Source organism: Thermodesulfobacteriota bacterium (assembly GCA_036482575.1).
GTDB lineage: Bacteria > Desulfobacterota > GWC2-55-46 > GWC2-55-46 > JAUVFY01 > JAZGJJ01.
In genome coordinates, this window is the sequence record JAZGJJ010000224.1 from 1 (window position 1) to 25,817 (window position 25,817).

Below are 25,817 nucleotides of genomic sequence, written 5' to 3' on the forward strand. Positions count from 1 at the left end.
AGGAGTCCGTTTGTTATATGGATCGCGAGGTTTACCAGGTGGTAGCCGAAGACGTCCAGCCCGCCGAACCGGTAGTTCAGCGCGAAAGATAAAAAACCGACATACCTCGTGCCCGACGGGGGCCAGAAGTTGGAAAGCTCTCCGGTTTTCCGGCTCTCTCCTATATGGAGCGTATCGTCGAACTGGAACTCGTAGTGGAAGGTGTTCGAGTAGATAAGGAGCGCCGCTGCGGCTATAACTACCAGCGAGCCCGGGACGAGCCATATCCCCGGGGGCATCTTATCCGTTTTTTCGCCCATTCCTCTAAAAATATCAGGACGCACCCTTTATGTAAACAGGTTTTTTATCTTCATGGCGCTCTCCGTGGCCATATAACCCCTTGACTTAAAAGGAAATTTATATTACTTATAGTTAAGCCCGGTATGAGTCCCGATAAAAGAAAATCCCCGACCCCACTCCTTTATCTCTACGGCGAGGAGGACTATCTCATCGAGGAGGCCATCTCGGAGATAAAGGCCGGGGCGTTCCCTCCGGAGGGAGGGTTCGACGCGCTCAACTACCACCTCTACTGGGGCAAAACCCTTGCGCCTGAGGAGGTCATAACGGCAGCCATGACGCTGCCGGCCTTCTCTCCGCTGAGGGTCGTCGTCGTGAGGGACGCTAACGCCCTCAAGGCGGACCGGGAGAAGTTATTCCTCGAATACGCCGGGGACCCCTCACCGACCACCTGTCTTGTCCTTATAGCCAACACCAAGAAGGTCGATAAGAGGTCCAAGCTCTTCAAGTATCTGGCTGAAAAGGGCTGGACCAGGAGTTGCAGCCGCATGAGGGCGGGGGAGCTTCCCGGCTGGGTCAAGAGGGAGGCGGCCGGCGAGGGAAAACGGATAACCCCGGAGGCGGCAAAAAGGCTCGTTGAGATAGCGGGGCCGGGGTTGAGGGAGATAAAAAGCGAGCTCGACAAGGTGATAATCTTTGCCGGGTCGCGCGATACGGTCGACCTGCCCGATGTCGAGGGCTGCGGGATAGACGTAAGGGAAGAGACGGTCTTCGGACTTGCGGACGCGATAGGCAGGAAGGACGCCACCGCGGCCCTGAAGATACTCGGCAAACTATCCTCCGAACAACCGGTGAACGTACTTGGCGCCATCGCGCGCCAGTTCAGGATACTGCTTAAGATTAAAACGCTTCTGCGTAAAGGCGTCCCGCAGGCTAAGTTACAGTCCACCATGGGTATATTCCCGACTTACTTCAGAGGGTACCTCGAAAGCTGCGGCCGTTTTACCGAGAGCGAGCTCCTGCGGGCGCACGCCAGGGTTTCGGCAACGGACCTCACCATAAAGAGCAGTCCTCTGCCCAGGGGCCTTGTGATGTCGGGGCTTGTAATAGAGCTCTGCTCGCCTCGGGGGAGTTGACCCCCCCTCCCGGCGCCCTTATGCGGCATTTACGGTCTAAGCCTGCCGTACTCCGGGACCCCGGCTCGTACTCCGGGATGCCGGTTGTGGGTGAGAGCGGGGTGGTGGTAGGGCGGATACTACTTTGCGCCTACGGCGTTTACCGCGGTCGTAAGGCGGGATACCTTGCGAGAGGCGTTGTTCCTGTGAAGGACTCCCTTGGAGACCGCACGGTCAAGCATGCAGGCGGCCTTCGCAAGGCGGGTCTTCGCCTCCTCGGCGTTCCCTTCCTTTACGGCCGTCCTTACCGTCTTCACGGCGGTCTTTATGCCGGACTTGATCGACGTGTTACGGAGCCTTCTCTTCTCGCTCTGTTTGTGCCTCTTTATTGCGGAACGGTGGTTTGCCAAATCTATGCCTCCATCTGTCAATTTATAATGAGGTATCATATGGTTTTTAGCCGGAGTTGTCAAGCCTTTTGCCGTGAAAGATAAGGGAAATATAACCGGGCCCGCCTCGATAATCGGCCTTTTGACGCTTTTAAGCCGTATCCTCGGCTACATGAGGGACGCGGTCATAGCGTACATCTTCGGCGCGGGGATGCACGCCGACAGCTTCTTCGTGGCCTTCAGGGTCTCCAACCTCTTGAGGAGGCTCGTGGGGGAGGGGGCCCTTACCTCATCTTTCATACCGATATTCACGGGAGAGCTCAGGAGCCGCACCAGGGCCGAGGCCAGGGAACTCGTCTCAAGGGTCTTTACCCTGTTCTTCGTGATACTCGTGATCCTGGCGCTCTTGGGGGTGCTCTTCTCCGATACCCTTGTCTGGCTCATGGCGCCGGGCTTCGCCGAGGTCCCGGGCAAGTTCGAGCTTACGGTCACCCTCACCCGGCTCATGTTCCCCTATATGGTCTTCATCGGCCTCATGGCGATAGCCATGGGGGTGCTGAACTCCATGAAGCACTTTACGGCCCCGGCCCTCTCTCCGGTCATGTTCAACATCTCGGTTATCTTTTCAGCGGTGGCCCTCGTCCCGCTCCTGAAGGAGCCGGTATACGCGCTCGCGGCGGGAGTGCTGGTCGGTGGTGCGCTGCAGTTCTTCATGCAACTCCCGTATCTGCGTAAGTACGGCATGGCGCCGAGGCTGGTCATGAGCCCCGCGGGCTTAAGCGACCCGGCCATAAAAAAGATCTTCCTGCTCATGGGGCCGGCGCTCCTGGGGGTAGGGGTCTATCAGCTCAACATATTCGTTACCATGAGGTTCGCCTCGGGTCTTGGCGAGGGGAGCATCTCCTACCTCTTCTATGCCTCCAGGCTGATGGAGCTTCCGCTCGGTGTCTTTGGCGTGGCAATCGCCACCGCGGTCCTCCCGAGCCTGTCGGAGTACGTCGAAAAGCAGGACTTTACATCCTTCAGGGACTCGCTGTCGTTCTCGCTCAGGATGATGAATTTCGTTATGATACCCGCCACCTTCGGACTCTTCATCCTCAGCCTGCCCATAATCGAGGTACTCTTCATGAGAGGGGAGTTCGGCGGCGAGGCCTCCGCGGGCACCGCCTTTGCCCTCTACTTCTATGCGCTGGGGCTCGTTCCTGTCGCCTCTTCCCGTATACTCGTGTCGGTATTCTACTCGCTTAAGGATACCGCCACACCGGTCCGGGTGGCGCTGGTCTGCTTCCTCTTTAACATAGTGATGTGTTTTCTCCTTATAGGCCCTCTGAAGCACGGGGGGCTCGCGCTTGCCACCTCCCTCGCGGCGGCCCTGAACCTCGGCCTGCTCGTGGTGATACTGAAGCGCAGGTTCGGCAACCTCGGCGGCATGGCGGTACTTACCTCCGCGATAAGGAACACCATTGCCTCCGCGGTAATGGGCGGATTGATATTAGCCGTTATAGTTACGCTGGACTGGCAGACACTGGGGACGGCGCTTAAGGCCGTTGTTCTTTTCGGATGCGTGGGGGCGGGGATAGTTATCTATGTCGTCATATCCATGGCCTTCAAATCTCCTGAGGTGTCGTTTTTAAAGGGGATTATCGAGGAAAAGGTCGGCAAAAAAGGAGAGAAAAAAGTCTCAAATGATAAATCCCCGGAACCGTAGTAACTGCTTGATATATATGAAGAAAGTGGTGATTAAAATTTATGCAATCAGCGGCAGTCCTTTAAGGCACGGTTTCTCGGTTTATTGCATCCGAGGGCTTTTCAACAGCTTATCCACAGAGCCTTGCGAAAGCGTTTTAATAGCACTGTAATTGCTATTTTTTTTCCCTCTTCTTCGCCTCGCCCCATAGTCTCTCCATCTCCCGAAGAGGAGTAGACGAGAGCTCTTCCCCCTTTTCTTCCAACTCTTTCTCAATATAGTGAAAGCGGTTTATGAACCTTCCGATGGTTTTCCTTAACGCCTCTTCGGGATTTACTTCAACGAACCTGCCGGCGTTCACGATGGCGAAGAGCAGGTCGCCGAGTTCATCCTCGATGGCTTTCGAGTCCTTTTCTTTGAGCGCCGCCCGGAACTCATCGAGCTCTTCGGATACCTTTTCGAGCACCCCGTCTATGTCCTTCCAGTCAAAGCCCACCTTTGCGGCCCGGGCACTCACCTTGTGCGCCCGAAGCAGCGCGGGAAAGGCCTCGGGGACGTCCGCGAGGTGCCCGGCCTTCTCTTTTCTCTCCATCTTCTCCTGCGCCTTTATCTCCGCCCAGTGCTTCAATACTTCTTCCGAGGTATCCGCCTTGACGTCCCCGAATACGTGAGGATGGCGCCGGACCATCTTTTCCACGGACGCCTCTATGACCTCGCCCATATCGAACTCCCCTTTTTCCTTTGCGATCTGTGAGGCGAATACTACCTGGAAGAGGAGGTCTCCGAGCTCTTCCTTTACGGCCTCCGGGGAGCCCGAGTCGATGGCCGCCACCACCTCGTAGGCCTCTTCGGTTATAAAGGGCGTGAGGCTCTCGAGGGTCTGCTCCCTGTCCCAGGGGCAGCCATGAGGACCGCGAAGGCGTTCCATAATGGAGATGAGTCCACCTATGTCAGCTTTGCCGGCCTTTTTTCCGTTGGGTTTTTTCATATATCCGGGAGGATGTGGGCGAACACGAGCCCCGTCCCAGCCGGTCCTGTTGACCCCGTTGGCCTCGTTAGCCCGTTAGGAGGGGAGGGGGAGGAGGGCTTACCTGTTCATCTCCTCGAACATTTCTTTCTGCAGTTTTTCCTGCTCCTTGAGCCTGTCGACGGTCTTATCGACCACTTTCTGTGCCTTCTTGGGAGCCGTGACCAGGGTGTCGACGTAGTTGTCGACCACTTCCTTGGTAGAGGCCCCCTTGGGCTCTTCGTTTGAGCAGGCACCAAGTAAAGCGACAAGCGCAAGCGGCAGGAGTATGAGCTTTAGTATACGCATGCCGATATTATGCCATAACCCGGACGATAAATCAAAGCCAGCGTGACGCTGGAGCTGTTATCAGTTATCGGTTTCCGGTTATCGGGGTTTTCGCCTTTCACCGACAACTGGTAACTGACAACCGATAACTATATACCTTGCCTGGGATTTTACGTTGTGGTAGATTTTAAACCATGAAGAAGGAGCTTTTAAGGGGACTGCCCTCGGTGGACGAGGTCTTGAGGGGCGAGGGGATGAAAGACGCTCTTAAGCGCCACTCCTTATCCCTTATAACCGCCGGGGTAAGGGCGGTGCTCGACGGGGTGAGGGCGGAGATAATCTCCGGCAGGAGGAGTGAGTTTTCGCCCGAAGAGGTCCTCCCGGCCACGGCCGAATGGATAGAGGCGGCGCTAAAGCCCTCGGTGGTGCGCGTCATAAACGCCTCGGGCACGGTGCTTCATACGAACCTCGGGAGGGCGGTCCTCGGCCCGGAGGCCGTCCGTGCGCTCGAACTCGCGGCCACCGGCACCGTCGATCTTGAGTTCGACGTCGCCACGGGTAAGCGAGGGCACAGGGACAACCATGTGGAGGGGGTCTTAAGCGCCCTCACTTCGGCCGGAGCCGCTTCCGTGGTTAATAATAACGCCGCGGCCGTGCTGCTCGTTCTGAATACTCTCGCCGAGGGGAGGGAGGTCATAATTTCCAGGGGCGAGCTCGTGGAGATAGGCGGCTCGTTCCGGCTGCCGGAGATTATAGAGAAGAGCGGGTGCCGCCTTAAGGAGGTCGGCACCACAAACAGGACCCACCCGCTCGACTACGCCTCGGCCATAACCGAAGACACGGCGCTTATTCTTAAGGCCCATACCAGTAACTACGAGGTCGTGGGCTTTACCTCCGAGGTCGGGCTCGCCGAGCTTGTCGAGATAGGGCGCGAGCGCAATATCCCGGTGGTCGAAGATTTAGGGAGCGGCTCTCTTGTGGACCTTTCAGTATTCGGAATAAAGAAGGAGCCTATAGTAAGCGAGAGCGTGGCCGCGGGGGCGGACGTCGTTACCTTCAGCGGGGATAAGCTCCTCGGGGGGCCCCAGGCCGGGCTTATCGTGGGCAGGAAGACTTTCGTGGAGAGGATAAATAAGAACCCGCTTAAGAGGGCCCTGAGGCCGGATAAGCTCACCCTCGCGGCACTTGACGCGACGCTCAGGCTCTACCTCGAGCCGGAAAAGCTCTCCGAGACCCTTCCGACGCTTAGGTTTTTGAGCAGGCCGCTTGAAGAGATAGAGGCGGTGGCAAAGAAAGCTAAGCGATTACTTCAAGAGAAACTCGGGGAGGGATATACCGTGGAGCTGGCCGACGGCGAGTCGGTCGTAGGTAGCGGCTCGCTACCTGGTCATAGTCTGCCGACGAAGGTTCTGGTCGTAACCCGCTCCACCATGAAGCCCGAGGAGATCTTCAAAAAGTTCCTATCGAACGACCCCCCGATACTCGGCCGCGTGAGCAAGGAACGCTTCCTGCTCGACATGAGAACCATCGAGCGGGCGGAGGACGTGGTGCCGGAGTAGTGGGGATTTCGGTTGGGGTGTGTGTGCGAAAAAGGAAGAGCCTAAGGAGATAAAGATTGGGGCTATTTTGCCGTAAGGGGCTATTTTGCCGTAAAAGGATATATTCCTGAGGCTACAAGGGGCTTTTTTTCTGGCCCGACTTGTGCTATAAAAAGATTGCCTTGACAGAACGAAAAATGTATAATTTCGAAGGCTTTTGAGATGAGTAACTATGCTCAAAGGCTGGATTGCAGGTTAGACTGAATTCTGGAGGGAAAAATGATAAGGTCCGTTTATAGGTCAAAGACGATTCTCGCAGTCATCGCTATTGTGACTTCTTTGATAGTCTTTACGGCTGGGTGTGAGAAGAAACTAGAAAGAAAACCTTTTAGAATGGCGATTGTTACTTGGGTAGGTTTTGGTCCGTGGTACATTGCCCAGGAAAAAGGTTTTTTTGAAAGGGAAGGTATTACTGTAGAATTGGTAAGAATAGAAGATTTTGGAGCCAGAAGAGGAGCCCTTAGTTCAGGAAAGCTTGAAGGTTCAGTAGAAACTACGGACTCATTTGCTATTGGCCTAGCAGAAGGACTTCCCGCTGTGCAAGTATTGAAGATTGATGATTCGTACGGTGGGGATGGCCTTGTTGCAAAGAAGAATATCGCTTCTATCAAAGATTTAAAGGGCAAAGTCGTTGCCTATTCAAAAGGCTCGCCATCTCATTTCTTTCTTCTCTATCTTCTGAAAAAAGAGGGAATGAGTTCAGAAGATATTCAAAGCCAATTTATGGAGGCTGGAGAGGCAGGTGCTGCTTTTGTAGGTGGCAAGGTTGATGCAGCTGTTACCTGGGAGCCTTGGCTTTCCAAGGCCAATGAAAATCCTGAAGGCAAAGTGTTATTAACAAGCAAAGAGGTTCCGGGGCTTATCTCTGATACTTATGTCGTTCATGAGGACGTTACGAAAAACCGCCCTGAGGACGTCAAGAAAATCCTTCGAGCATGGTTCTCTGCTTTAAAGTTCCTAAGGGAAAATAAGGAAGAAGCTATAGAAATTATGAGTAGAAATCTGGGAATAGATAAAGACGAAATGGCTGCCATGTTGGAGGGTATCAAGTTTCCTTCCCATCAAGAGAATCTGGATTTTTTTGGAATCGGTGGAAAAGAGAATAAGTTCCTTGAAACATTCAATGCTGCAGCAGCCATATGGCAAGAGGAGGGCTTCATAACCAAAGTTCCCGATGGAAAAACGGCTTATGATAGCGGTTTTTTAGAAGCACTCTACCAGTAAAGGTATGTTATGGCGTACTCTTTTAAAGGAGAACTGAGTCGTAAAAAGAAAATTCTCCTGTCCACGTCTCCTTTTGTTCTGATTTTATTGTTCTGGGTATTATTGACTTTTTACGGCATTGTTCGTCCTTTGTTCCTTCCTTCCCCTTTAGAAACTTTTAAACAGACCTTCTCTCTCTTTCAGAATCATGATTTTTTGGGCGATATTCTGGCAAGCCTGAGCAGAATTTTTACTGGTTTTTTTATATCTGCTGTGCTGGCCGTCCCCCTGGGAGTTCTTGCCGGAAGTTTTCGGGTTTGCGATGCTATAATTATACCGCTTATGAGTTTCATTCGATACATGCCCTCCAGTGCCTTCATCCCTCTTGTAATTCTCTGGTTTGGTATAGGTTTTTTGGAAAAAGTGATTGTTGTTTTTATATCGATTTTTTTCTACTTGGTCCTACTTGTGGCAGATGCTACCGCCAATGTCCGAAGAGAACTGATTGAGACGGCATTAACATTGGGAGCGAGCAGAGTACAAACGGTAAACAAGGTGATCATTCCGGCCGCTCTCCCTGATATCTGGAATGCTCTCAGAATTATGCTTGGCGTGGGTTGGACCATGATAGTAGTGGTCGAGATGGTGGCGGCTCAAAACGGGATCGGAGCCATGATTATCCACGCACAGAGGTTTCTTCAAACTCCGAAAGTAATTGCCGGAATCATAGTTATAGGAATCCTGGGAATCCTGAGCGATGTTCTTTTCCGCGTAAGCCATAAACTGTTTTTCCCGTGGGTAGAGAGATAGCGCAGTGTCATATAAAGCGAAATTAGAGGTAGTTGATGTAGCCAAATTTTTTCAAGTTAACGGCAAGGAACTTGAAGTTTTGAAACCTACAAATGTCCTGGTTTCTGAAGGTGAGTTCTTTGTAATCCTTGGACCTTCAGGGTGCGGGAAAACGACTCTTTTGAGAATCATAGCTGGGCTTGAAAGTCCAAGCCAGGGAAGAGTCAGCCTGAACGGAAAAGAGATTAAGAGCCCGTCAAGGGAAAGGGGTATGGTTTTCCAGTCATTTACATCTTTTCCTTGGCTTAATGTTGAAGACAACATCAGTTTTGGTCTAAAAATTAACAAAGCTGACGGAAAGAGAGATCAAGAGCGCGTCAGCCATTATATCGCATTGGTAGGGCTTCAAGGCTTTGAAAAATATTATCCCAAGGACCTCTCAGGAGGTATGAAGCAACGGGTTGCGATTGCAAGGACATTGACTAATGAGCCTGAACTTTTACTTATGGATGAACCCTTTGGTGCGCTGGATGCCCAAACCAGGTGGCAGATGCAGGATCTCATACTGAAGGTCCGAACAGAACAAAAAATGACTGTCGTCTATGTGACCCATGATGTGGAAGAAGCTGTTTATTTAGGTGACAGGATTTCGGTATTTTCGCCCAGACCAGCAAGGCTTATTAAGGAATTTATTGTTCCTTTCGGCAAAGAAAGAACTCACGAAGTAAAAAATCGCACCGAGTTTTTTACTCTTCAGAATGACATCATGAAACTTATCCATAAAGGAAGCGCGGCATGAACCTTAATCTCTTAGAATACAAAGAGACCTCAACGGAAAGGCTCGAAGCATACCTTAACAGGTATTCCGACTTGGATAAGAGAATCGAGGCTTTCAAGGATCAACGTTTTTACTCTTTAGAAGTCGAATTAACCAATCGCTGCAATAGAGAATGCAACTATTGCTACAATAGTTCTTGTTTTGCGAGCCGACAGCCTGATTTGCCGTTTGAAATCGTCCAAAAAAATTTAATGGATGCTTATAGATATGGTATGAAATCTATTGCCTGGCTTGGTGGAGAACCAACGCTTTATCCCGAAATCGATAAAGTCCTTGCTGTTTCAAAGTCCTTTGGATTTGAAAATATACTTTTTACCAATGGCTCTCTTCTGGCTCCCGAACTCTGGGAAAGAATCGGGCCTACGGTAGACAGAATAATGCTTCATCTCGATACCATAGATGAAGAGACCTTTATTAAATTAAATAGAATTTCTGTAGAAGAAAGCAGGAGAATCTTTGATCAGACCCTAAAGAATATTGACAATATTTTGAATTGTGGTTTTGATCCCGACAAGATTAGTCTTTATATGGTTCTCTCTCGCCCTACGTTCAAGACCATTGACCGATCCCTATCATGGGCAATTAGCGAGAAGGGATTTGGAACTACAATGCTATATCCCATGGTAAGGGCGGGGAGGGGTAAAAACGTTGATCCTGATACGAGCCTTAATGTGCAGGAGATAAAAGAAGCCTTTGAGATTCGAGCCCAGATTGAAGGCCGTCCAGAGCTTCTACTTCTTGGCCCCTCAGAGTATTGCAAGCACTATCAGCTAACCATGGCTTATGTCCGCGTTGATGGCCAGGTTACCCCTTATGCCGGTATGCCGGGCGGTGATGGCAATGTGTTTGAAGAGCCGCTTTCATCGATACTGGAAAGGAATTACAAGGAACTATCTTTCCAAGACTTGGTTGGCCCTGACGGGACAAACAGACTGGAAGGTATGTGCGGTGTTTGTTCTAATTCGGAGTTTTGTTTCGGGACAAGGACCTCGGCACTGAACGAGGCAGGCTCGGAATGTCTGAGTGATCCTTTCTGCTGGTGAAATTATGACGAACAGTCAAGATAATAAAAAACCAAGCACTTCGGTTATAAAAATCACATTTGCATCGGTAGTATCTGTGGTGGCATTTTTGGGTGCTATGTACCTCGATAAAATAGTTGACTGGTTTTTCCCCGAAGAATTCAGTGCATGGGCACTTATCGGGGGAGGCGCATTTTTTGGACTCCTGATACTGGGAATATGGCTTTATGCCATCATGCATCATAGAATAGAAAAAAAGTGGTCAGGCCCCTTGGAAGAAGCTAAAACTGATCTGGAAACTCTGACTCAAGAACATAAGGAATTGAGAAACAGAGGTTCATTTGAAAACGAAGTCGCGCGTAAAGCAAATCACCTCTTGAGAGTCATGGTTGAGACAGTAACATTTGCGCTATATGATTGCCAAGTAGGTGGAGCCTCCAAATTATTAACTTCGGATCAAGCAAAGCAAGAAGAGAGAGAAGCACAGCATGAGGTTTGGGTATGTACCTCTGACCTAGTGCCAGATACGGGGCTTTTTATGGAGGACACCATATTAGCAAACATTTCACACAAAAAGAGTTATCGGTATATTTTTGATAATTCACAAAGGGAAGAGTTTGAGCATCTTAAGGACAATGTTGCGAATGAAGACATAACGCTGGAAAGGCTGACTTGGAAGGTTAGTCCGGTTAAATTAAGCAAGCTTCAGATTGTCATACTGGATGCTGAACATACTGAAGTAGAAAATACAAAGGTTTTTCTACACATGCCGTGGTTCACCGCCAAACCACCTTACAAGGATACTATTTATGTGGGGAATAAGAGCATGTCTAAAGAACTGGTAAGACTTTTTAAGACATTATGGAAGAGCCTTCCAAAGGTTTCTTCTGGCGATATTGAAACCACTGGAGGATAAAACATGAGGTTTACAATCTTTGACTCAGACAAAAAATCATTGAATTCTCATTCCTAGACAGGAAGCTTTATGAACGGAAACAACATTAATCGATTCAAATTAAGTGCAATAATTGTTCTTTTCCCCCTTGTAGTAGTTTATATTCTTCTTGATTTATTTTTTAGCAACTTTTCGCCATGGGACAAATGGCTACAGATAGGAATAATCTATACTTTGATTTTAAACACTAAATATTATGCTGGCGTGCTTTATCATGCATTTACAGGTGATTCTAGTGGGAAAAAAAGAGTTCAAATCGGCCTTGGCTTTCCGCTTTTATTTGCTCTCTTAGCAGGTGCTTTTTATTTAAATATACGGGGGATTCATTGGGGTCATCATATAATCATTGTCATGGTCGGCGCTTTATTCGCTTACTGTGACTATTCAATCGCAACAATCAACCCTAATAGCCACAATAATGATCTTTTGAAAACGTATTATAATTTTGATATACCAATTGCAGCTTCTTTATTCATAGTTGTAGCTTTTTATTTTATAGCTCCGTTGATGCAAATAGATAAAAACGAGGTAGGTGCATTTGTTTCTGGGGCTATAGCTTTCCAAATGCTTTTTGCAACATTTACTTTTAATGAGGATGCGTTGCCAAACTACAGCAAAGGAGACTAATAATGACTAAGGTTCAGCTTGTAAACTTGGTAGCTTCCAAGGAAGACTTCTTGGACGACCGCTGGCCCGTGCCGCTCAATCTTCTGTGGCCCGGCACATACCTGAAAGAGTTCGGTTACGATGTAGAGATACTCGATACGAATATCATAAGCTTGCAAGAAGCTATCGATAAGATCGATGCCCCGATGGTTGGAATAAGCTTCTATGCGACTTCAGCCTACCTTCTTGACAAAGTTGCCAGAGAGGCAAAGGACAAAGGGGCAACAGTCGTTGTTGGCGGCCAAGCCGCAACTCCGCTTGCGAGGCAGATTCTTACAGGAAGCACGGACATTGATGCCGTTGTCCTTGGTGATGGCGAAAGGGCTCTTCTTAATATCATGAAAAAAGTTGACGGGGGAAGCGGTGATTTTGCCGGTATTCCAAACGTCGCTTACCGCAATGGGGAAGATATCGTTTTCGGCCCCTCCGTGCTTATGGACCTGACCTCCTTGCCTATGCCTGACCGCACGCTCAAGGGCATCGACATGGAGCGCTACATTTCGAACTTCGCTGATACAAATACTGACCGTTGCAGGCAAGATGTGCGGGCGACAAACGCCTATATGAAAAAGGGCTGTCCGCGTAGAATAGACGACAGGGGCTGCAGTTTTTGTGCCCGTGTCGACCGTGGACTGAGAGAAAAGTCTGCGCTCCAGGCTTACGAAGAGTATAAGTACCTGAATAGAGAATTCGACATTAATTACATATACGACGATAGCGACAGTTGGGTAGGAAAGCCTTGGATGAGAAGCCTGCTGGACCTATACAACAGGTTTGGCAGTTTGGATGTTAAATTCAGGGTCTATGCCGACGTAAGAGACATCAACAGGGAAAACGCCGAAATGATGAGAGAACTTGGCGTTGACGCTGTCTTGGTAGGAATTGAGTCCGGGGACGAGAGCGTCTTGAGGTTCAACGGAAAGCCCATGACCAAGGAAAGGATCGTCAAAGCGGCAAAGATTCTTGGGGAAGTTGGAATCAAGTTGTGCGACGCATATGTGCTGGGCTTGATAGGAGAATCAAAAAAATCCATAGAAAGAACTATATCGCTGGCCAAGCAGATAGAGAACTATTGTGAGAGGCAGATCGCATATTGGAACGTTATTATGCCGTTGCCTGGCAGTCCCATTTGGAACAACATGATGAAGGTGCCTTCCCTGTACGAAAAATATGGCTCCCAATATAATATCGACATCGAAGAGGTTCGGAGAGACTACCTGCACCATTTTTGCAATCTTGGGAAAGATGGCGATCACTATTTGACAAACATTTGTAACCATTTACAATCATCACAGAAAATCCCTTTGAGAAAATATATACGGTAAAGTTTAAAGGTATTAGGGGTGTGGATGCAAGTCATTTGACCAGCCGCCTGAACACCCTCACCTGTTCCCTATGGTGACCCTATCCTCCCGATGTACAGTGCCAGTACCCCCACGACACAGCCCCCTCTCCGTTTAAATCCCGGCTAACCGCGCCGTGATTTCCTACCCCCGTTTTTTTCTCTATAATCACCAAACCCCGCTGGCGGTGGGAACCGCCTCCACCCGCCAGGGGTAGAATAAATCAGGCCTATTCCCCCAATTAAAACAATGGATTATAACTTTTGGGGTAGAAAAGGAACACCATACTGTATAAGGCAGGTTGTTATTCGGGCTGGGGGGGGAGTATGCGGCTAGCGGCTGTTTGCCGGGATAGGGCCGTAGAGGCATACCCCCTTGCTTTTTACCCCTGTTTTTGTTTAAAATTAACCCATGCGTAGCTGGAAGGGATTTTTCCTTACCGTTGTGGTTCTTACTCTTGCCTTGAGCCTACCCGGGCTTTTAAAGCCCCGGGCCGTGCTTACGGCGCCGGCCTTCTTCCTTAAGAAAGAAGGCGCTACCATCGGAGAGGCCTTCGCCGGAGAAGAGTTTACCTATAGGGTTGGCTTCTGGGTCTTCGACGACGTGGCCGAGGCAAAGATAAGGCTTAGCAAAGACCCCGAAAGTAGCGACTATATCGTCACCCTCAAGGCCCACACCACGGGCCTCATAGCCTGGCTCCGCGAGAGAGAGGACGTCTACACTGCGCGTCTCCGCGAGGTAGACGGAGGGAAGAGGTTCGTAACCGTCACCTTCGAAAAGAACGTCAAGATAGGCAGCAAAACGAGAAGGACCCGCACCGTCCTTGACCACGAAGACGGCCTTATGACGTGGAAGAAGTGGAAAAGGGGTAAGGAGAGGAAGGGCAAGGGCGGGGAGTTCGAAATGGTACCCGGGGTCTTTTACGACGGCCCACTCACGGCCTTCTACAACTTCCGCTACGGCGTATACGGCCAGGTAGGGGAGGGGAAAGATTTCAAGATTACCACCTTCCCCAAGGACGGGGGTGAGAACGTGGACATAACCCTCAAGATCGCTACGGAGGAGGAGTACGAAAGACGTAAGCCGGACTGGACCACCCCGGCCGACTACCTCGCCGACGTAAGGCTGGATAAGGACCTATTCGACTCCAGGAGCGGGAAGGTGGAGATGCTCTTCAACGGTGGGCTCGTCCCCGTGGAGGCCGTGGCCAAGGACATCCTGTTTTTCGGGGATGTGAGGGGAAAGCTGGTCGAGCTTGGCGTGGATATGGACTTTGAAAAAGCGCTTTAATTATATGTAGTTACACCTTTTGTCCCCCCTCCGTTTTTACCGGTATTGCCAGATGATGAAAATCACATTGACATCCCGTTAAAACAGTGCTAAAATATAACTAATGTAACCCCCTTCCAGTCAGGTCTTTCGTGCAGTACTAAGCAGTATTTAGACCATAAAACGGAAGGGGGTGGGCGAGATGCTTAAGAGATTTACAGCGCTTGGGCTCTTTCTCCTTGTCATCTCACCTTGGTACGTCGCGGAAGCTTCCGACGAGGAGTGGCATAACCTCTCCAGGGTCATAAACCCTGTCTCTCAAGAGAGGTTCACGGTCTATGAGGTAGCCATCGTTCCCTGGCTCCAGAGGGAATTTGTCCAGGGAATGGTTGTGGAGGATGGGGCCGTTATAAAGAGGGGTCTGGTAAGGACCGACCTCATGCGGTTCGAGCATATCGAGGGTCAGGACCGCTACAACGTGCATATAGAGTACCGCGTGTTCATCAGGGACCCCAGCGGTATCGAGTTATCCGGCCTTAAAGGCCAGGAGATCGTTTTCTGGATAGTGGACGGCCAGGTGTACGACTACTATCCGTTCAACGAATACTGGATAACCGAGACTGTGCTGCAGGAAAGAGACTACTACTGAGGCGCGGTTGTTATCCCCCCCCTCCCCGAATTGGGGAGGGGTTTTTTTTGCCCGAGGGGCTCCGTACTCCCGTTTGGAGGGGGGCGGGAAAAGTTCTTGACAAGCACATACATGTTTTGTATCATGTAAAACACCAAGTATTGAGGGGTGGGCTCATGGCCGGGGAACGATGTAAATTATTAGCGTTAAATTAAAACACACCCTTTATCCGGGTGGAGATGTAGTAAACTAAGTTGCTGTTTTTAGGCGATTTTTTTGATACCTCGGTCTTTTCTGTATCTTTTCCCGCTAAAGTCAGTCAGAGTGCTCGGTCACGCGAATGGTTTTTTCAGGCATCCTATCTTGGTGCGTAACACGCACATAGGCTGTTAGTAGGGAGGAGCCGCAACCGGAGGACAATCGTGTTTTCAGAAGGGAATCAGCCTTGACGGACCACACCAGAGTAGACCCGGATGCATTCTATGGAGGACTGAAAAGTGAGGGGGTGGATCTTAGGTATATCCTCTGGCCGCTTGCCGGCCTGACCCCGAGAGAAAGGGCGGTATTCGTGGAGTATCACTACTGGAATACCCATATGAAAACCGTGGCCGAGAGCCACAGAATCTCACTCGCGAGGGCATATGAAATACTCTACAGGGCGGAAGGGAAGGTCGCATACTCAAGGTCACAGGAAGAGGAGAAGGGTGCCGACCCCATTTAAGACCGTTGAAAACGGTAAGATCGGCTGGACCGAGTACAAGACCGTAAAGCAGTACCAGACCATGGGCGACCTCCTCGATGAGATCAGGGCCTACGGCTCTAACGGAGCTAAGCTGATTATAGAGGAAGGGGAGCGGGCACCCGCCATGAGGAACGGCCACAGGTGGCTGACGAAAGACCCGTAGGCCGGTTGCTGGAAAAGGCCGTGGGGTAGAATAATTATTGCATATTTTATGAATGAAAGCAGGCAGGTATAGCTTCAGGGGTAGAAAAAAAACACCATAGGGTGTCCAGAGCGGAAAGAGAGACGTATCCAGAGAGTTACGTCTCTTTTTTTGTGGAAAAAACGAAAGGGAGGTGGACTATGAGCTTCATTTCCTCACGTTACGCGCGGTTGGGTGAGTTGGAGGACTGGCTGAGGTACCACCCGAGGGGTAGAGAGAAGGTGCTTTTGAGGGAGCCAGAGATATGCAGGCAGTGCGGCAGGACGTATCTGAGCCTTTACCCCTTGAGGGTATGTTCGGACCATGATGGACTGGAATCGGTGTAGCAGGGGGTCTACGTGTGGCAATAGATTGGAAGAGGATCAAAAGAGATTACGGGGCAAAAAAGTTCACGCTTACTGAGTTAGCGAAAAAGTACCTCTGCCACCCGGACACCATACGGAAGAAGGCCAGGAAGGATGGCTGGGACAGTTCGAAGAGCTCCGCGGCACGGCCGGGGAGCGTCATCCACGACCACCGGAGGATGTGGGGGTCGGTAAAGAAGAACCTGGATACGGTACTCAAAAAAACCGACGTGGAGTCCGGGGTGGAGGGTCTTAAGTTCGCCAAGCTCGCGGGTGACGCCCTCTCCAGCGTAGTAAAGGGGGAGAGGCAGGCATGGGGGCTCGTTGAGACGGGGGCTGATATTGAGCCCGAGGAGATGACCGATACTACCAAAGAGATGGAACAGGCTACTGTACCACCCGGAGCAGGCGAGGCTTTGGAGCGAGGATAGGCGTTTCAAGGTGGTCCCGGCAGGGAGGCGTTCGGGTAAGACAGAACTGGCCAAGAGGAAGCTCATCACATCCCTTCTGATTAAGAAAGGCTGGAGCGACCCCAGATACTTCGCGGCGGCGCCGACGAGGGACCAGGCCAAGAGGATATTCTGGAAGGATATAAAGTCTCTCGTTCCCGCAAGCTGGGTAAAACGCGTCTATGAGAGCGACCTCTGCATCGTAACGAAGTTCGGGAGCGAGCTATGGGTGGTGGGGCTCGACAAGCCCCAGAGGATAGAAGGCACGCCGTGGGACGGGGGAGTGCTCGACGAGTACGCCAATATGAAGCCCACGGTATGGACCGAGAACATACGGCCCGCGCTTTCCGACCGTGGGGGGTGGTGCTGGTTCATAGGCGTCCCCGAGGGGCTGAACCACTATAAAGAGCTCGCGGACTACGCCAGAGAGGAGGGCGGCACCCAGTGGGGTTTCTACACCTGGCATTCGAAGGACATACTGCCGGCCGAGGAGATAGAGGCCGCCAGGAGGGACCTTGACCCGAGGACCTTCAGGCAGGAGTACGAGGCGTCGTTTGAGGGGGCGACGGGGCGCGTCTACTACGCCTACAGCTCCGAAAACCACAGGGATAAGAGTATAAGACTGAACCCCGGGAACCCAATTGTCGTCTGCTGCGACTTTAACGTCGACCCCTGCGTGTGGGAGCTCTGCCAGGTCGACGGCAGGAGGGTACGGGTCTTCGACGAGATAGCCCTTAGGAACACCAATACGGTCGAGATGGGCAAGGAGGTGCTCAAGCGATACGGCAAGCACGGCCCCGGCCTTATCGTCTACGGGGACCCGGCCGGTGCGGCGAGGTCCACCACCGGCAAGAGCGATTACGCGCTCCTCGGCGAGCTCGGACTTAAAGACCAGAGGGTCAGAAGATCTCACCCGGCCGTAAAGGACAGAATAAACGCGGTCAACTCCATGCTCAAGAACACAAAGGGAGAGGTAAGGCTTACCCATCATCCCCGCTGCAGCTATCTCAAGACGGACTTCGAGACGGTCGTCTGGAGGGAGGGCATCGGGGAGGTAGACAAGAGGGATATCAAAAGGACCCACGCGAGCGACGCGCTCGGCTACTTCGTAGAGTATGAATTCCCGCTAAGGACGGCAGGGCCGGACCCTAAAAAAAAATTCTATAAGTAGCCGCGTAATTAACGAGGACTACGGAAGGTTGACCCTATGACCAAGGAAGAGCTCGAATCGACACACCCGGATTACGAAAACCTCATAGACGAATGGCGGTTTTTTCTCCGTTCGTACATGGGGGGCAAGAGCTACAAGGAGGGCGACTACCTCATGCAGCACCCCTTCGAGAGCACCACCAACTATAACCGCCGGAAGGAGACGAGCTACTACTATAACTACTGCGGCCCCATAGTGGATATCCTCGTCTCCCACCTGTTCAGGAAGCCGGCCAGGAGGGACTACGGCACCCTGAGCGGCGACCCGCTCTTCGGCGCCTTCTTAAGGGATGCGGACCTCGACGGCAATACCCTTCAGCAGTTTATGCGCGACGCGCAGAGGTTCGCGAGCATCTACGGCAGGGTATCTATAGTCGTGGATAAGCCCATGGTGTCGACCTTAAGCCGTGCCGAGGCCGTGGACTACGACATACGTCCCTACACGGCACTCGTAACGCCGGAGAACCTCGTTGACTGGTCCTTTACGAGGCTTCCCTCCGGAAGGCCCATCCTCGACATGGTGAAGATACGGGAGGCCCGTGACATCTACCGCGTCTGGACGCGGCAGGGCTGGGAGCTATGGGAGGTCGTGGAGGACGAGGTAAGGCTCCTCGGTGCCGATGAGCACGGCCTCGGGCAGGTCCCGGTGGTGAACCTCTACAATAAACAGTCCGGCATGAAGATGCTCGGCATCTCCGACATCCAGGACATAGCGGACGTCAATAAAAACATCTACTACCTCTGCTCCGACGCAAAGGAGATTATCGAGAACACCGCCTTCCCCATGCTTGCCATGCCGTACACGCGCGGCGGCGGGGAGGAAGAGAGGGAACTCGGGCCGAGGAATATCTTGCAGTTCGATCCCTCGGAGCCGAACTCGAAACCCTACTGGCTGGAGCCGCCCCATAGCTCGCTCTCCGAGATACGGGAGTGGATAAAGCAGGACATAGCCGAGATACACAGGATAGCCAAGATGGGAGGGGTCAAGGCCACCGAGGACTTTTCCCGGCCGCGGAGCGGGGTGGCCCTCGAACTCGAATACCAGCAGCTCCACGCCGTGCTCGCCGAAAAGGCCGACAACATCGAGCAGGCTGAGACCCGCATACTGGAGCTCTGGGCGAGGTGGCAGGATAGTGAGTTCGACGGCGTCGTGGACTACCCTGACGACTTCTCCGTACGCGACCTGACCCGGGACCTCGAGAAGGCGTTTAAGGCCCAGAGTGCGAGGGTAGGCTCGGCGACCTTCGGGAGAGAGATCGAGAAGGCTATCGCCGGCGCTGTCCTGCCAAAGCTGGACGAAGAACTTATAAAGAGGATATACGCGGAAATAGACGCGGCCCCCGCCGCATCAACCCACCGGGAGGAGGAGGTTAAAGATGTCGAATAAGTACCTTCGGACAAAGGCGAACGAGACGGCGGAGGCAATATGCAAGAAGCACAATATCAAGTTCCCGGCCGCTCTCCTCATGACCCGCGGCATATGGGAAGAGGCGAGGAGGTGCATCATGAAGACCATCGGCTCTTACGGGGCGGAGAACTGGCAAAAACTCCCGTTGAAGGAAAAGGCCGAGGTCTGTTCTCTGGTCGTAAGGGGTCTTCTGGACAAGAGGAAACTTTCAGGCTTTATGGCGGGCGATCGGAAGAGTATCGTCTGAGCCGTTAACCCTACCCCGGGGTTTTCGGTCAGGTAAGGGGGAATAAAAAGCAGGAGGTATTTTCCATGTCTACGGTTGACGAACTGAAAACGGGTAGCAGGGGCGACGGTCCGGATACGGAGTCCTCAAGGGTGGAGTTTACGTCGGAGCAGCAGACGAGGGTGCAGGCGCTTATCGATGACGCTTACAGGAGGGCCTTTTCCAAGGCCTCCAGGGGGGCGACCGCAACCGACGAGGTCGAGAGACTCAAGACGGAGGTGGACAGGCTCAGGGATGACAGGAAAACGGCCGCGCTATTGAAGGCCGTATCCAGGCATAACGTCATCGATACGGAGGAGGTGGCCGAGCTCATACGTTCACACGTGGACGTGGACGACACGGGTGGTGTCGTGGTCCGCGGTGAGGGAGGGAGCGACAGGATAGGCAGGAGCGGCCAGGCGATGGGCGTGGATGAGTATATCGTCGAGTGGCTGGAGGAGAGGCCGCACCATCTCCGCTCTTCGAGCGCATCCGGCTCGGGCTCAAGGGGGGCCAGGTTCGGCGAGGCGGGGAGAAGGAGCTACAACCTCTCCGACCCCGAGAGCTGGCGCACCATGCCCAGAGAGGACCTGGAACGACTCCTTAAGGAGGGCGTCAACGTGGAGGGGGCGAGCGGGCAGACCTTTAGGTTCAAGGACGTCCAGAACCCCTTCCGCGAGGCAAGGAAGAGGAAGTTTGCCAACAGTTAAACCTTAGAGAAGCAGGAGGTTAAAGAACCATGGCGAATGAAGTAACCACTGCGGCCGGCTCGGCTGGAGAGCTGGTGGCCGCTGAAATAGTCTCAAGACTCATAATCGACGCCGCGTACGCGGAGGCCGTTATGCCGCCGCTTGTGCGGGTGGCCGACATAAGTGCGGAGTCCACCCTTACGGTGGAGTTCCCCAAGTGGCCGCTCCTTAGCGCCTCGGACCTTACAGAGGGCACCGACGCGAGCAACACCGCGGTGGATACCGCCTCGGTGAGCGTGCCGGCCGACGAGGCAGGCATCATGATAACCGTAACGGATATGCTGCTTAACAGCACCGGACTCGGCGGGCTCGAGCCCTACGCCGCCGAACTCGGCAAGGCGCTGGCCAATAAGATCGATACCGATCTTCTGGCCGAGGTCGCCGACTTTACGAACTCCGTCGGCTCGACCGGCGTGGACATCACCGAGTCGGACTTCCTGACGGCCATCTACACGCTTGAGGCCGGCAACGCGGTCGGGCCCTTCGTGGCGGTGCTGCACCCCGTACAGGTCCATGACCTGAGGACGGCGCTGGCCTCTACGACAGGTGCCATATGGGGAGGGCCTTCGGTCCCGGCCGCCGACCTCGGCGCGTTCGCGAGCCTCTACGGCGTGGACGTCTTCAAGTCCACCAGCTGCGCCTCGGTCAATACCGACGCCGACAGGCAGGGTGTGATGATGCCCATGGGCAACCAGTCGGGGCTCGCCTACGTCCTTAAGACGGGGGCGAAGACCGAGTTCCAAAGGGACGCCAGCCTGAGGGCGACCGAGATAGTGGTGACCGCCATCTACGGCGACGAGTGCGTCAATACCGCCCCTAACGGCGGTGTGGCGATAATCACCGACCACGAGTAAGCGACACTTACCGTGGGAAGAGGGGAGGGATGGGGAGGGGGGCCAAAAGCCCCTCTCCCCTTTCCATAACCCCGGAGGATAGAGGAGCTTTAGTATGGCTGACATAGCCCGCGCGATGGAGAGGAAAGGCTACACCCCTCTTAGTGCCGACAGCTACGGCGGCATAGGGTTCAGGAAGAGCCTCAAGAAAGGCGATAGGAGGCTCAAGGAGCCGGTCTGGTTCGATACGGGCATGAGGATGACCGACGGCAAGACCCCGAGGACCGTGAAGGCCGTGGATGAGGACCAGGCCGAGGAGTTTAAGAGCAAGGGGTGGAAGCCCGTGAAGAAGGCCGTATCCAGATCCAGGGGAAGGGGCGGGAAGAAGTGAGCAGAGAAGCGACCGAGCGGCTTACGGCACGCATGTATAAGCATCATCTGAAGCGGACCGGGAAACTCCCTTCCGGTAAGGAGACGAGGGAGATGGAGAGGAAGGCCCGGAGAACGGCGGAGACGGCCGAGAGGGCGGAGAACAGGAAGTCAAGAAGATGAGAGGGAGGTAAGGGATGGGAAGTTTTACCGACTACTGGGAGAACGAAATACTCGACCACATATTCAACAAGGGGGCGTACACCGCACCTACCGTATATGTGGCGTTATCCACAACCACCCCGCTCGACGACGGGACAAACGTTACCGAGCCCGCCGGGGGTGCCTACGCGAGGGTGTCGACCGCGGCAGGGGACTGGAATACCGCTGCCGGCGGTCTTATTGACAACGCGAACGCCATAACCTTTCCCGAGGCCACGGGCTCATGGGGGACGATCACGCACTTCCTTCTCTACGACGCGGCGAGCGCCGGGAACGCCATGGCGTGGGGGGCTCTGACCGCGTCCAAAGCCATAGGCAGCGGTGATACTGCCAGGTTCGCGGCCGGAGACCTTGACGTGTCTTTAGACTGAGTTTAAGAAGTTTAAAGAGTTTAAAAAGTTTAACTTCTTAGACTTCTTAAACTTCTTCAACTTTTTAAACGGAGAGAACTATATGGCTCAATTCGCAAGGCCGGACACCACCGTTTCCTCGGGTGACTGGACCGTATCGGGCGAGACGTCGGTTCATCTTGCAATAGACGAGCTTGGCGCCAACGGCGATACGGACTACGTCTATACGAGTACGGACGAGGCCCAGGCCGAGGTTACACTGAGTGACGTTACGGACCCGCTTAAGAGTACCGGCCACGTAATACGCTTCGTCGGAAAGGCCTCCGGGAGCGGCGCCCCGGAAAAAGCGGAGTTGCATCTCTATCAGGGCGCGACCGAGATCGCCGCAACCGGCAATACGACCATTACACGCGGTTCGTACAACACGTATTCTTATACCCTGAGTGCGGCGGAAGCGGACGCCATAACCGACTATACGGACCTAAAGCTCATAATCCATGCAACCAATGTCAGCGGCAGCGACGAGATAAGGGTCACCCAGGCCGAGCTCGAGGTGCCGGACGCAACCACTTTTGTAGGTATACAGGGGGCAAGCGGCGCGCTATCTTCAGCCGACGGAGCGGCAAAGGCGGATAGAGGTTTTAGCGCTTCCCTTGGCGGGGTCTCCGCGTTCACGGGCGGAGCTAAAGTCGATAGAGGGCTTGCGGGAGCAACCGATGCCGTGACTTCCTTAAGCGGCCCGTTAGCCCTTGCGATGAAAGTCGCTGGAACCGCCGGTGCGAGCGCAACAACGGACGGGATACTAAAAGGCGTAAGTGCCCTTTACGGGGCGGCAGACGGCATATCGACCATTGGTGGGACCGTAAAGGCTGATAGGTGGTTGCTCGGTATGGTCGTTACGGCCTCGAACGCCTATGCGGCTCTGGGTGCTTTATCTTCGCTCGCCGGTACCTCCGGGGGTTTAAGCTATCTTAACGCTTTACTCTCGGCCACTAGCCCCAACCCTTTTATCCCACTGGTGGTACGGGAGAGTTTCAACCCTAAGGCGGCAAGCGTGGAGAGGCGGACCGGGGTTATCAACTATTCCCGGGATATTAAGGTGGCGAGGGAAGGGGCAGCGGGCGGAGTCGTTAAACATTCAGGGAGTTCGAAGGCGGTGAAAAAATGAAGCAGGCTTTTTTGATAGATACGGCGGATACCTTTCAGACCTATATCTATGAGAATAACCGTAAAATAGTCCCCACCTCCGCGGCGCTCACGGTCTATAAGCCGGGGAGCGACGTAAAGCTCGTAGACGCGGCCTCCATGAACGTCGGGGCGAGCGGGCTTCTGTCCTACTCACTTACGGCCGCGCAGAGCGACACCGCGGATGAGAACTATAAGGCCGTCGTATCCTACGTCTATAACGCGGTCACGTATACGCTGACCCTCTTTTACGACGTCGTCCACTCGAAGCTCGTAAAGGTCGTAACGGACGAGGACGTGGTAAGCGAGCTGCCGCAGCTCAAGGACAACGGCTGGCGGGTCCACGGCACGGCCGAGAGCGGGTCGAGCACGACCCTTGTGGATACCGAGCTCCAGCGCTACGACGACGACTACTTCACCGGCGGGCTCGCCTACTCCATCGATAAGGACGAGACGAGAGAGGTGACGGACTTCGTCTCCTCCACCGGGACCGTAACGACCGAACCCTTCAGCTCCGCCATATCGACCGATAAGTACGTCCTTACCCGCTCTTTTTCAAAGGAGATACAGCGGGGTTTCGAGAAGATAGAGGAAGCGCTCGTAAGGCGCGGCAAGCGGCCGCACCTGGTCCTCGACCCTTACGACTTGAGGGAGGTGCACATATACTTCAGCGTAGCCGAGGCCTGCAAGGGGCTCGTGGCCGGGCACGGGGAGTTCTGGTGGCAGATGTGGAAGGATTACGAAAAGAAAGCCGAGGACACCTTCAGCGGCATCAACTTCAAATACGACTCCTCGGGGGACGGCTATGTCATCGGGAGCGAGGAGAGTTCGAGGGTGAGCGTGGCAAGGGCGGGTAGAAGGTAATGGCCAACGTCGATACGGTAAAGGCCATAACGGATAACCTCGAGGTAGTACTGAGGGGAGAGGGGATAAAGTTCTCCCGGAAGGTCTATGAGGACGAGAAGAGTATACCGGCGAGCCTTATACCCTTCGGCCGGATATTCTACCGCGGTGAGAGTTTCGAGCATACTAACGGACAGAAGCCCGGCTACGTGGAGATAGAGTATCTCGCGAGCGTAGTGCTCCGCGAGAAAGACGCCGCTGACCTTATAAGGCGCCAGCAGGAGTGGGTACACAGGATAAGGGAGGCGCTTACCGTGGACGCGCTCAATACCGGTGAGCTCGCGGCTTCGAAGTACGTAAGCCGGGTGGATACGACCGGTGTCGACATGGAGAGAAGGGATACCCTGGCCTTCGTGAACTGTAAAATAACGGTCAGATACAGGGAACTCTGACGGACTCAAAGGGAGGTAAAAGGAAATGGCTGAGAATAAGATATACCTGGCCCTCGGCGAGGAGAGCTCCAGGGGGACGAAAGAGGCAACGACCGTGGGTTTTGTACCGCTCCTGTCCGCGGGCGTACCCAAGATGGAGTTCGACGACAAGCGGCGTAAGGAGTTTCGGGGCGAGGATACGGTAAAGGGAGACACCACGGTAATGCGTATGAGCCAAAAGTGGAGCGGCTCCGTAGAGATGCCGTTCTTCACCGAAGCGGGCTCTACCGCAGGGATGGTGGGGACGCTCCTGAAACATTTTTTCGGAAGTGCTGCGAGCGCGCAGCAGGCGGCGACCCTGGCCTATGCGCACATGCTCTATCCGGTCGCAGACCCGTTCTCAAGCTCCAACCTCGACACGAAGGCCCTTACCGTAAACCTCAATATAAATGAGGGTGCAACGATGAAGAACTGGCCCTTCGTGGGCGGCAGGGTGTCGAGCCTGAGTTTCGACCAGGAGGTGGGGCAGCACTTGAAACTCTCGGCCGAGCTTTTCGGGCAGAAGAGGGACGCGACGACCGGGGAACTCGGGTCGGCCACCTTCGCTGCCGAAAACCTACGCTGCGACTACAACAACCTCAAGCTCTACACAGGGACGGTCTCGCGCACCGGCACGGCACCGGACTATACGGATATCGACCCGTCCGGCGGTACATTGATTAAACCCGACAAGATAAGCGTGAAGATCGAGAACGGCATGGAGGACGTGCTGAGACTCGACGGCAACGACTATGCGGACAAGACAAGGATGGGGCTTTATAAGGTTTCCCTCGAGCTTACAATCGACTGGGAGGACCCGGCGAGCGGCTTTTCTTCCGTGGACGAGCTAACGAGCTGGATAGCGTCCGCCGGCTCAACGAACTTCTGCCTGGAGTGGGACACGGGCACCGAGGCGGATACGGGCTATAACCATAAGCTCGTACTCGACATCCCAGTGGCGCAGAGGACGGGAGGCGACCCTGAGTACGATCTCGAAAAAGATCCCATGATAACGCTCAGCTACGAGGGGCTTTATGATAGCGGAACGACCGGGTACATAGTGGGCTGTCTGCTTCAAAACACCGCGACGACGGTCTGAGTTGAC

The 25,817-nt window shown here is 53.4% G+C and carries 32 protein-coding genes; 28 read left to right on the forward strand and 4 right to left on the reverse strand.

Features of this window, described 5'->3' with window-relative positions; genetic code table 11:
- Window positions 1-299 (reverse strand): hypothetical protein (locus tag V3W31_09940; protein ID MEE9615248.1); only part of this gene is annotated, 299 nt, incomplete at its 3' end.
- Window positions 300-422: 123 nt separating this feature from the next.
- On the opposite strand from V3W31_09940, the gene holA reads away from it, so the two are divergent.
- Complete coding sequence (holA, locus tag V3W31_09945) at window positions 423-1,412, forward strand: DNA polymerase III subunit delta (GenBank protein ID MEE9615249.1); 990 nt, start codon at window positions 423-425, stop codon at window positions 1,410-1,412.
- Between the two features lie 119 nt (window positions 1,413-1,531).
- Here the strand turns inward: holA and rpsT are convergent, their stop codons facing one another.
- On the reverse strand, window positions 1,532-1,801 hold the full coding sequence (rpsT, locus tag V3W31_09950; GenBank protein MEE9615250.1) for a 30S ribosomal protein S20: 270 nt from the start codon (window positions 1,799-1,801) through the stop codon (window positions 1,532-1,534).
- A gap of 73 nt (window positions 1,802-1,874) precedes the next feature.
- Between rpsT and murJ the strand changes: the two genes are divergently transcribed.
- The gene (gene murJ / locus V3W31_09955; protein MEE9615251.1) at window positions 1,875-3,488 is read left to right on the forward strand and encodes a murein biosynthesis integral membrane protein MurJ; all 1,614 of its coding nucleotides are present in this window, start codon (window positions 1,875-1,877) and stop codon (window positions 3,486-3,488) included.
- 154 nt (window positions 3,489-3,642) lie between these two features.
- Here murJ and mazG read toward each other — a convergent pair whose 3' ends face one another.
- Both mazG and V3W31_09965 read right to left on the reverse strand, forming a co-directional pair.
- Entirely contained in the window at window positions 3,643-4,455 is an 813-nt protein-coding gene (gene mazG, locus V3W31_09960) for a nucleoside triphosphate pyrophosphohydrolase (protein MEE9615252.1), read from the reverse strand.
- Window positions 4,456-4,554: 99 nt separating this feature from the next.
- A complete protein-coding gene (locus V3W31_09965) occupies window positions 4,555-4,782 on the reverse strand; it encodes a hypothetical protein (GenBank protein ID MEE9615253.1) in 228 nt (75 codons plus the stop codon).
- 173 nt (window positions 4,783-4,955) lie between these two features.
- Between V3W31_09965 and selA the strand changes: the two genes are divergently transcribed.
- The 26 genes from selA (at window position 4,956) to V3W31_10095 (ending at window position 25,811) form a co-directional block, all read left to right on the forward strand.
- Window positions 4,956-6,320, forward strand: coding sequence for an L-seryl-tRNA(Sec) selenium transferase (gene selA, locus V3W31_09970; protein ID MEE9615254.1), 1,365 nt, complete (start codon window positions 4,956-4,958; stop codon window positions 6,318-6,320).
- 258 nt (window positions 6,321-6,578) lie between these two features.
- Window positions 6,579-7,583: an ABC transporter substrate-binding protein gene (locus V3W31_09975; GenBank protein ID MEE9615255.1), complete on the forward strand. Its 1,005-nt coding sequence runs from the start codon at window positions 6,579-6,581 to the stop codon at window positions 7,581-7,583.
- A 9-nt stretch (window positions 7,584-7,592) separates the two neighbouring features.
- The gene (locus V3W31_09980) at window positions 7,593-8,372 is read left to right on the forward strand and encodes an ABC transporter permease (GenBank protein MEE9615256.1); all 780 of its coding nucleotides are present in this window, start codon (window positions 7,593-7,595) and stop codon (window positions 8,370-8,372) included.
- A gap of 4 nt (window positions 8,373-8,376) precedes the next feature.
- On the forward strand, window positions 8,377-9,150 hold the full coding sequence (locus V3W31_09985; GenBank protein MEE9615257.1) for an ABC transporter ATP-binding protein: 774 nt from the start codon (window positions 8,377-8,379) through the stop codon (window positions 9,148-9,150).
- On the forward strand, window positions 9,147-10,232 hold the full coding sequence (locus tag V3W31_09990; GenBank protein MEE9615258.1) for a radical SAM protein: 1,086 nt from the start codon (window positions 9,147-9,149) through the stop codon (window positions 10,230-10,232). The genes V3W31_09985 and V3W31_09990 overlap by 4 nt, the downstream gene beginning before the upstream one ends.
- Window positions 10,213-11,127 (forward strand): hypothetical protein, encoded by a 915-nt coding sequence (locus V3W31_09995; protein MEE9615259.1) that lies wholly within the window; start codon window positions 10,213-10,215, stop codon window positions 11,125-11,127. Before V3W31_09990 ends, V3W31_09995 begins: the two co-directional genes overlap by 20 nt.
- 69 nt (window positions 11,128-11,196) lie before the next feature.
- A complete protein-coding gene (locus V3W31_10000; GenBank protein MEE9615260.1) occupies window positions 11,197-11,793 on the forward strand; it encodes a hypothetical protein in 597 nt (198 codons plus the stop codon).
- Between the two features lie 2 nt (window positions 11,794-11,795).
- Window positions 11,796-13,157, forward strand: a complete 1,362-nt coding sequence (locus V3W31_10005) for a radical SAM protein (GenBank protein ID MEE9615261.1) — start codon at window positions 11,796-11,798, stop codon at window positions 13,155-13,157.
- A 462-nt stretch (window positions 13,158-13,619) separates the two neighbouring features.
- Window positions 13,620-14,465, forward strand: a complete 846-nt coding sequence (locus V3W31_10010) for a DUF3108 domain-containing protein (GenBank protein ID MEE9615262.1) — start codon at window positions 13,620-13,622, stop codon at window positions 14,463-14,465.
- Between the two features lie 181 nt (window positions 14,466-14,646).
- Entirely contained in the window at window positions 14,647-15,093 is a 447-nt protein-coding gene (locus V3W31_10015) for a hypothetical protein (GenBank protein ID MEE9615263.1), read from the forward strand.
- A gap of 424 nt (window positions 15,094-15,517) precedes the next feature.
- A complete protein-coding gene (locus V3W31_10020; protein ID MEE9615264.1) occupies window positions 15,518-15,793 on the forward strand; it encodes a hypothetical protein in 276 nt (91 codons plus the stop codon).
- Window positions 15,777-15,977 (forward strand): hypothetical protein, encoded by a 201-nt coding sequence (locus V3W31_10025; protein ID MEE9615265.1) that lies wholly within the window; start codon window positions 15,777-15,779, stop codon window positions 15,975-15,977. Before V3W31_10020 ends, V3W31_10025 begins: the two co-directional genes overlap by 17 nt.
- Before the next feature lie 179 nt (window positions 15,978-16,156).
- On the forward strand, window positions 16,157-16,342 hold the full coding sequence (locus tag V3W31_10030) for a hypothetical protein (GenBank protein MEE9615266.1): 186 nt from the start codon (window positions 16,157-16,159) through the stop codon (window positions 16,340-16,342).
- Between the two features lie 14 nt (window positions 16,343-16,356).
- Entirely contained in the window at window positions 16,357-16,791 is a 435-nt protein-coding gene (locus V3W31_10035; GenBank protein ID MEE9615267.1) for a hypothetical protein, read from the forward strand.
- Between the two features lie 10 nt (window positions 16,792-16,801).
- A complete protein-coding gene (locus V3W31_10040; protein MEE9615268.1) occupies window positions 16,802-17,980 on the forward strand; it encodes a terminase family protein in 1,179 nt (392 codons plus the stop codon).
- A 36-nt stretch (window positions 17,981-18,016) separates the two neighbouring features.
- Window positions 18,017-19,405 carry a phage portal protein gene (locus tag V3W31_10045; protein MEE9615269.1) on the forward strand — a complete coding sequence of 463 codons (1,389 nt, stop codon included), beginning with the start codon at window positions 18,017-18,019 and terminating at the stop codon, window positions 19,403-19,405.
- The gene (locus V3W31_10050; GenBank protein MEE9615270.1) at window positions 19,395-19,673 is read left to right on the forward strand and encodes a hypothetical protein; all 279 of its coding nucleotides are present in this window, start codon (window positions 19,395-19,397) and stop codon (window positions 19,671-19,673) included. The genes V3W31_10045 and V3W31_10050 overlap by 11 nt, the downstream gene beginning before the upstream one ends.
- Before the next feature lie 65 nt (window positions 19,674-19,738).
- A complete protein-coding gene (locus V3W31_10055; protein ID MEE9615271.1) occupies window positions 19,739-20,401 on the forward strand; it encodes a hypothetical protein in 663 nt (220 codons plus the stop codon).
- A gap of 29 nt (window positions 20,402-20,430) precedes the next feature.
- Window positions 20,431-21,294 carry a phage major capsid protein gene (locus V3W31_10060; protein ID MEE9615272.1) on the forward strand — a complete coding sequence of 288 codons (864 nt, stop codon included), beginning with the start codon at window positions 20,431-20,433 and terminating at the stop codon, window positions 21,292-21,294.
- A 94-nt stretch (window positions 21,295-21,388) separates the two neighbouring features.
- Entirely contained in the window at window positions 21,389-21,664 is a 276-nt protein-coding gene (locus V3W31_10065) for a hypothetical protein (GenBank protein MEE9615273.1), read from the forward strand.
- Entirely contained in the window at window positions 21,661-21,825 is a 165-nt protein-coding gene (locus V3W31_10070; protein MEE9615274.1) for a hypothetical protein, read from the forward strand. The genes V3W31_10065 and V3W31_10070 overlap by 4 nt, the downstream gene beginning before the upstream one ends.
- A 14-nt stretch (window positions 21,826-21,839) precedes the next feature.
- Window positions 21,840-22,235 carry a hypothetical protein gene (locus V3W31_10075; GenBank protein MEE9615275.1) on the forward strand — a complete coding sequence of 132 codons (396 nt, stop codon included), beginning with the start codon at window positions 21,840-21,842 and terminating at the stop codon, window positions 22,233-22,235.
- An 82-nt stretch (window positions 22,236-22,317) separates the two neighbouring features.
- Complete coding sequence (locus V3W31_10080; protein ID MEE9615276.1) at window positions 22,318-23,382, forward strand: hypothetical protein; 1,065 nt, start codon at window positions 22,318-22,320, stop codon at window positions 23,380-23,382.
- Window positions 23,379-24,263, forward strand: coding sequence for a hypothetical protein (locus tag V3W31_10085; protein MEE9615277.1), 885 nt, complete (start codon window positions 23,379-23,381; stop codon window positions 24,261-24,263). Before V3W31_10080 ends, V3W31_10085 begins: the two co-directional genes overlap by 4 nt.
- Window positions 24,263-24,694: a hypothetical protein gene (locus V3W31_10090; GenBank protein ID MEE9615278.1), complete on the forward strand. Its 432-nt coding sequence runs from the start codon at window positions 24,263-24,265 to the stop codon at window positions 24,692-24,694. The genes V3W31_10085 and V3W31_10090 overlap by 1 nt, the downstream gene beginning before the upstream one ends.
- A 25-nt stretch (window positions 24,695-24,719) precedes the next feature.
- Window positions 24,720-25,811, forward strand: a complete 1,092-nt coding sequence (locus V3W31_10095) for a phage tail tube protein (GenBank protein ID MEE9615279.1) — start codon at window positions 24,720-24,722, stop codon at window positions 25,809-25,811.
- Window positions 25,812-25,817: the final 6 nt, after the last annotated feature.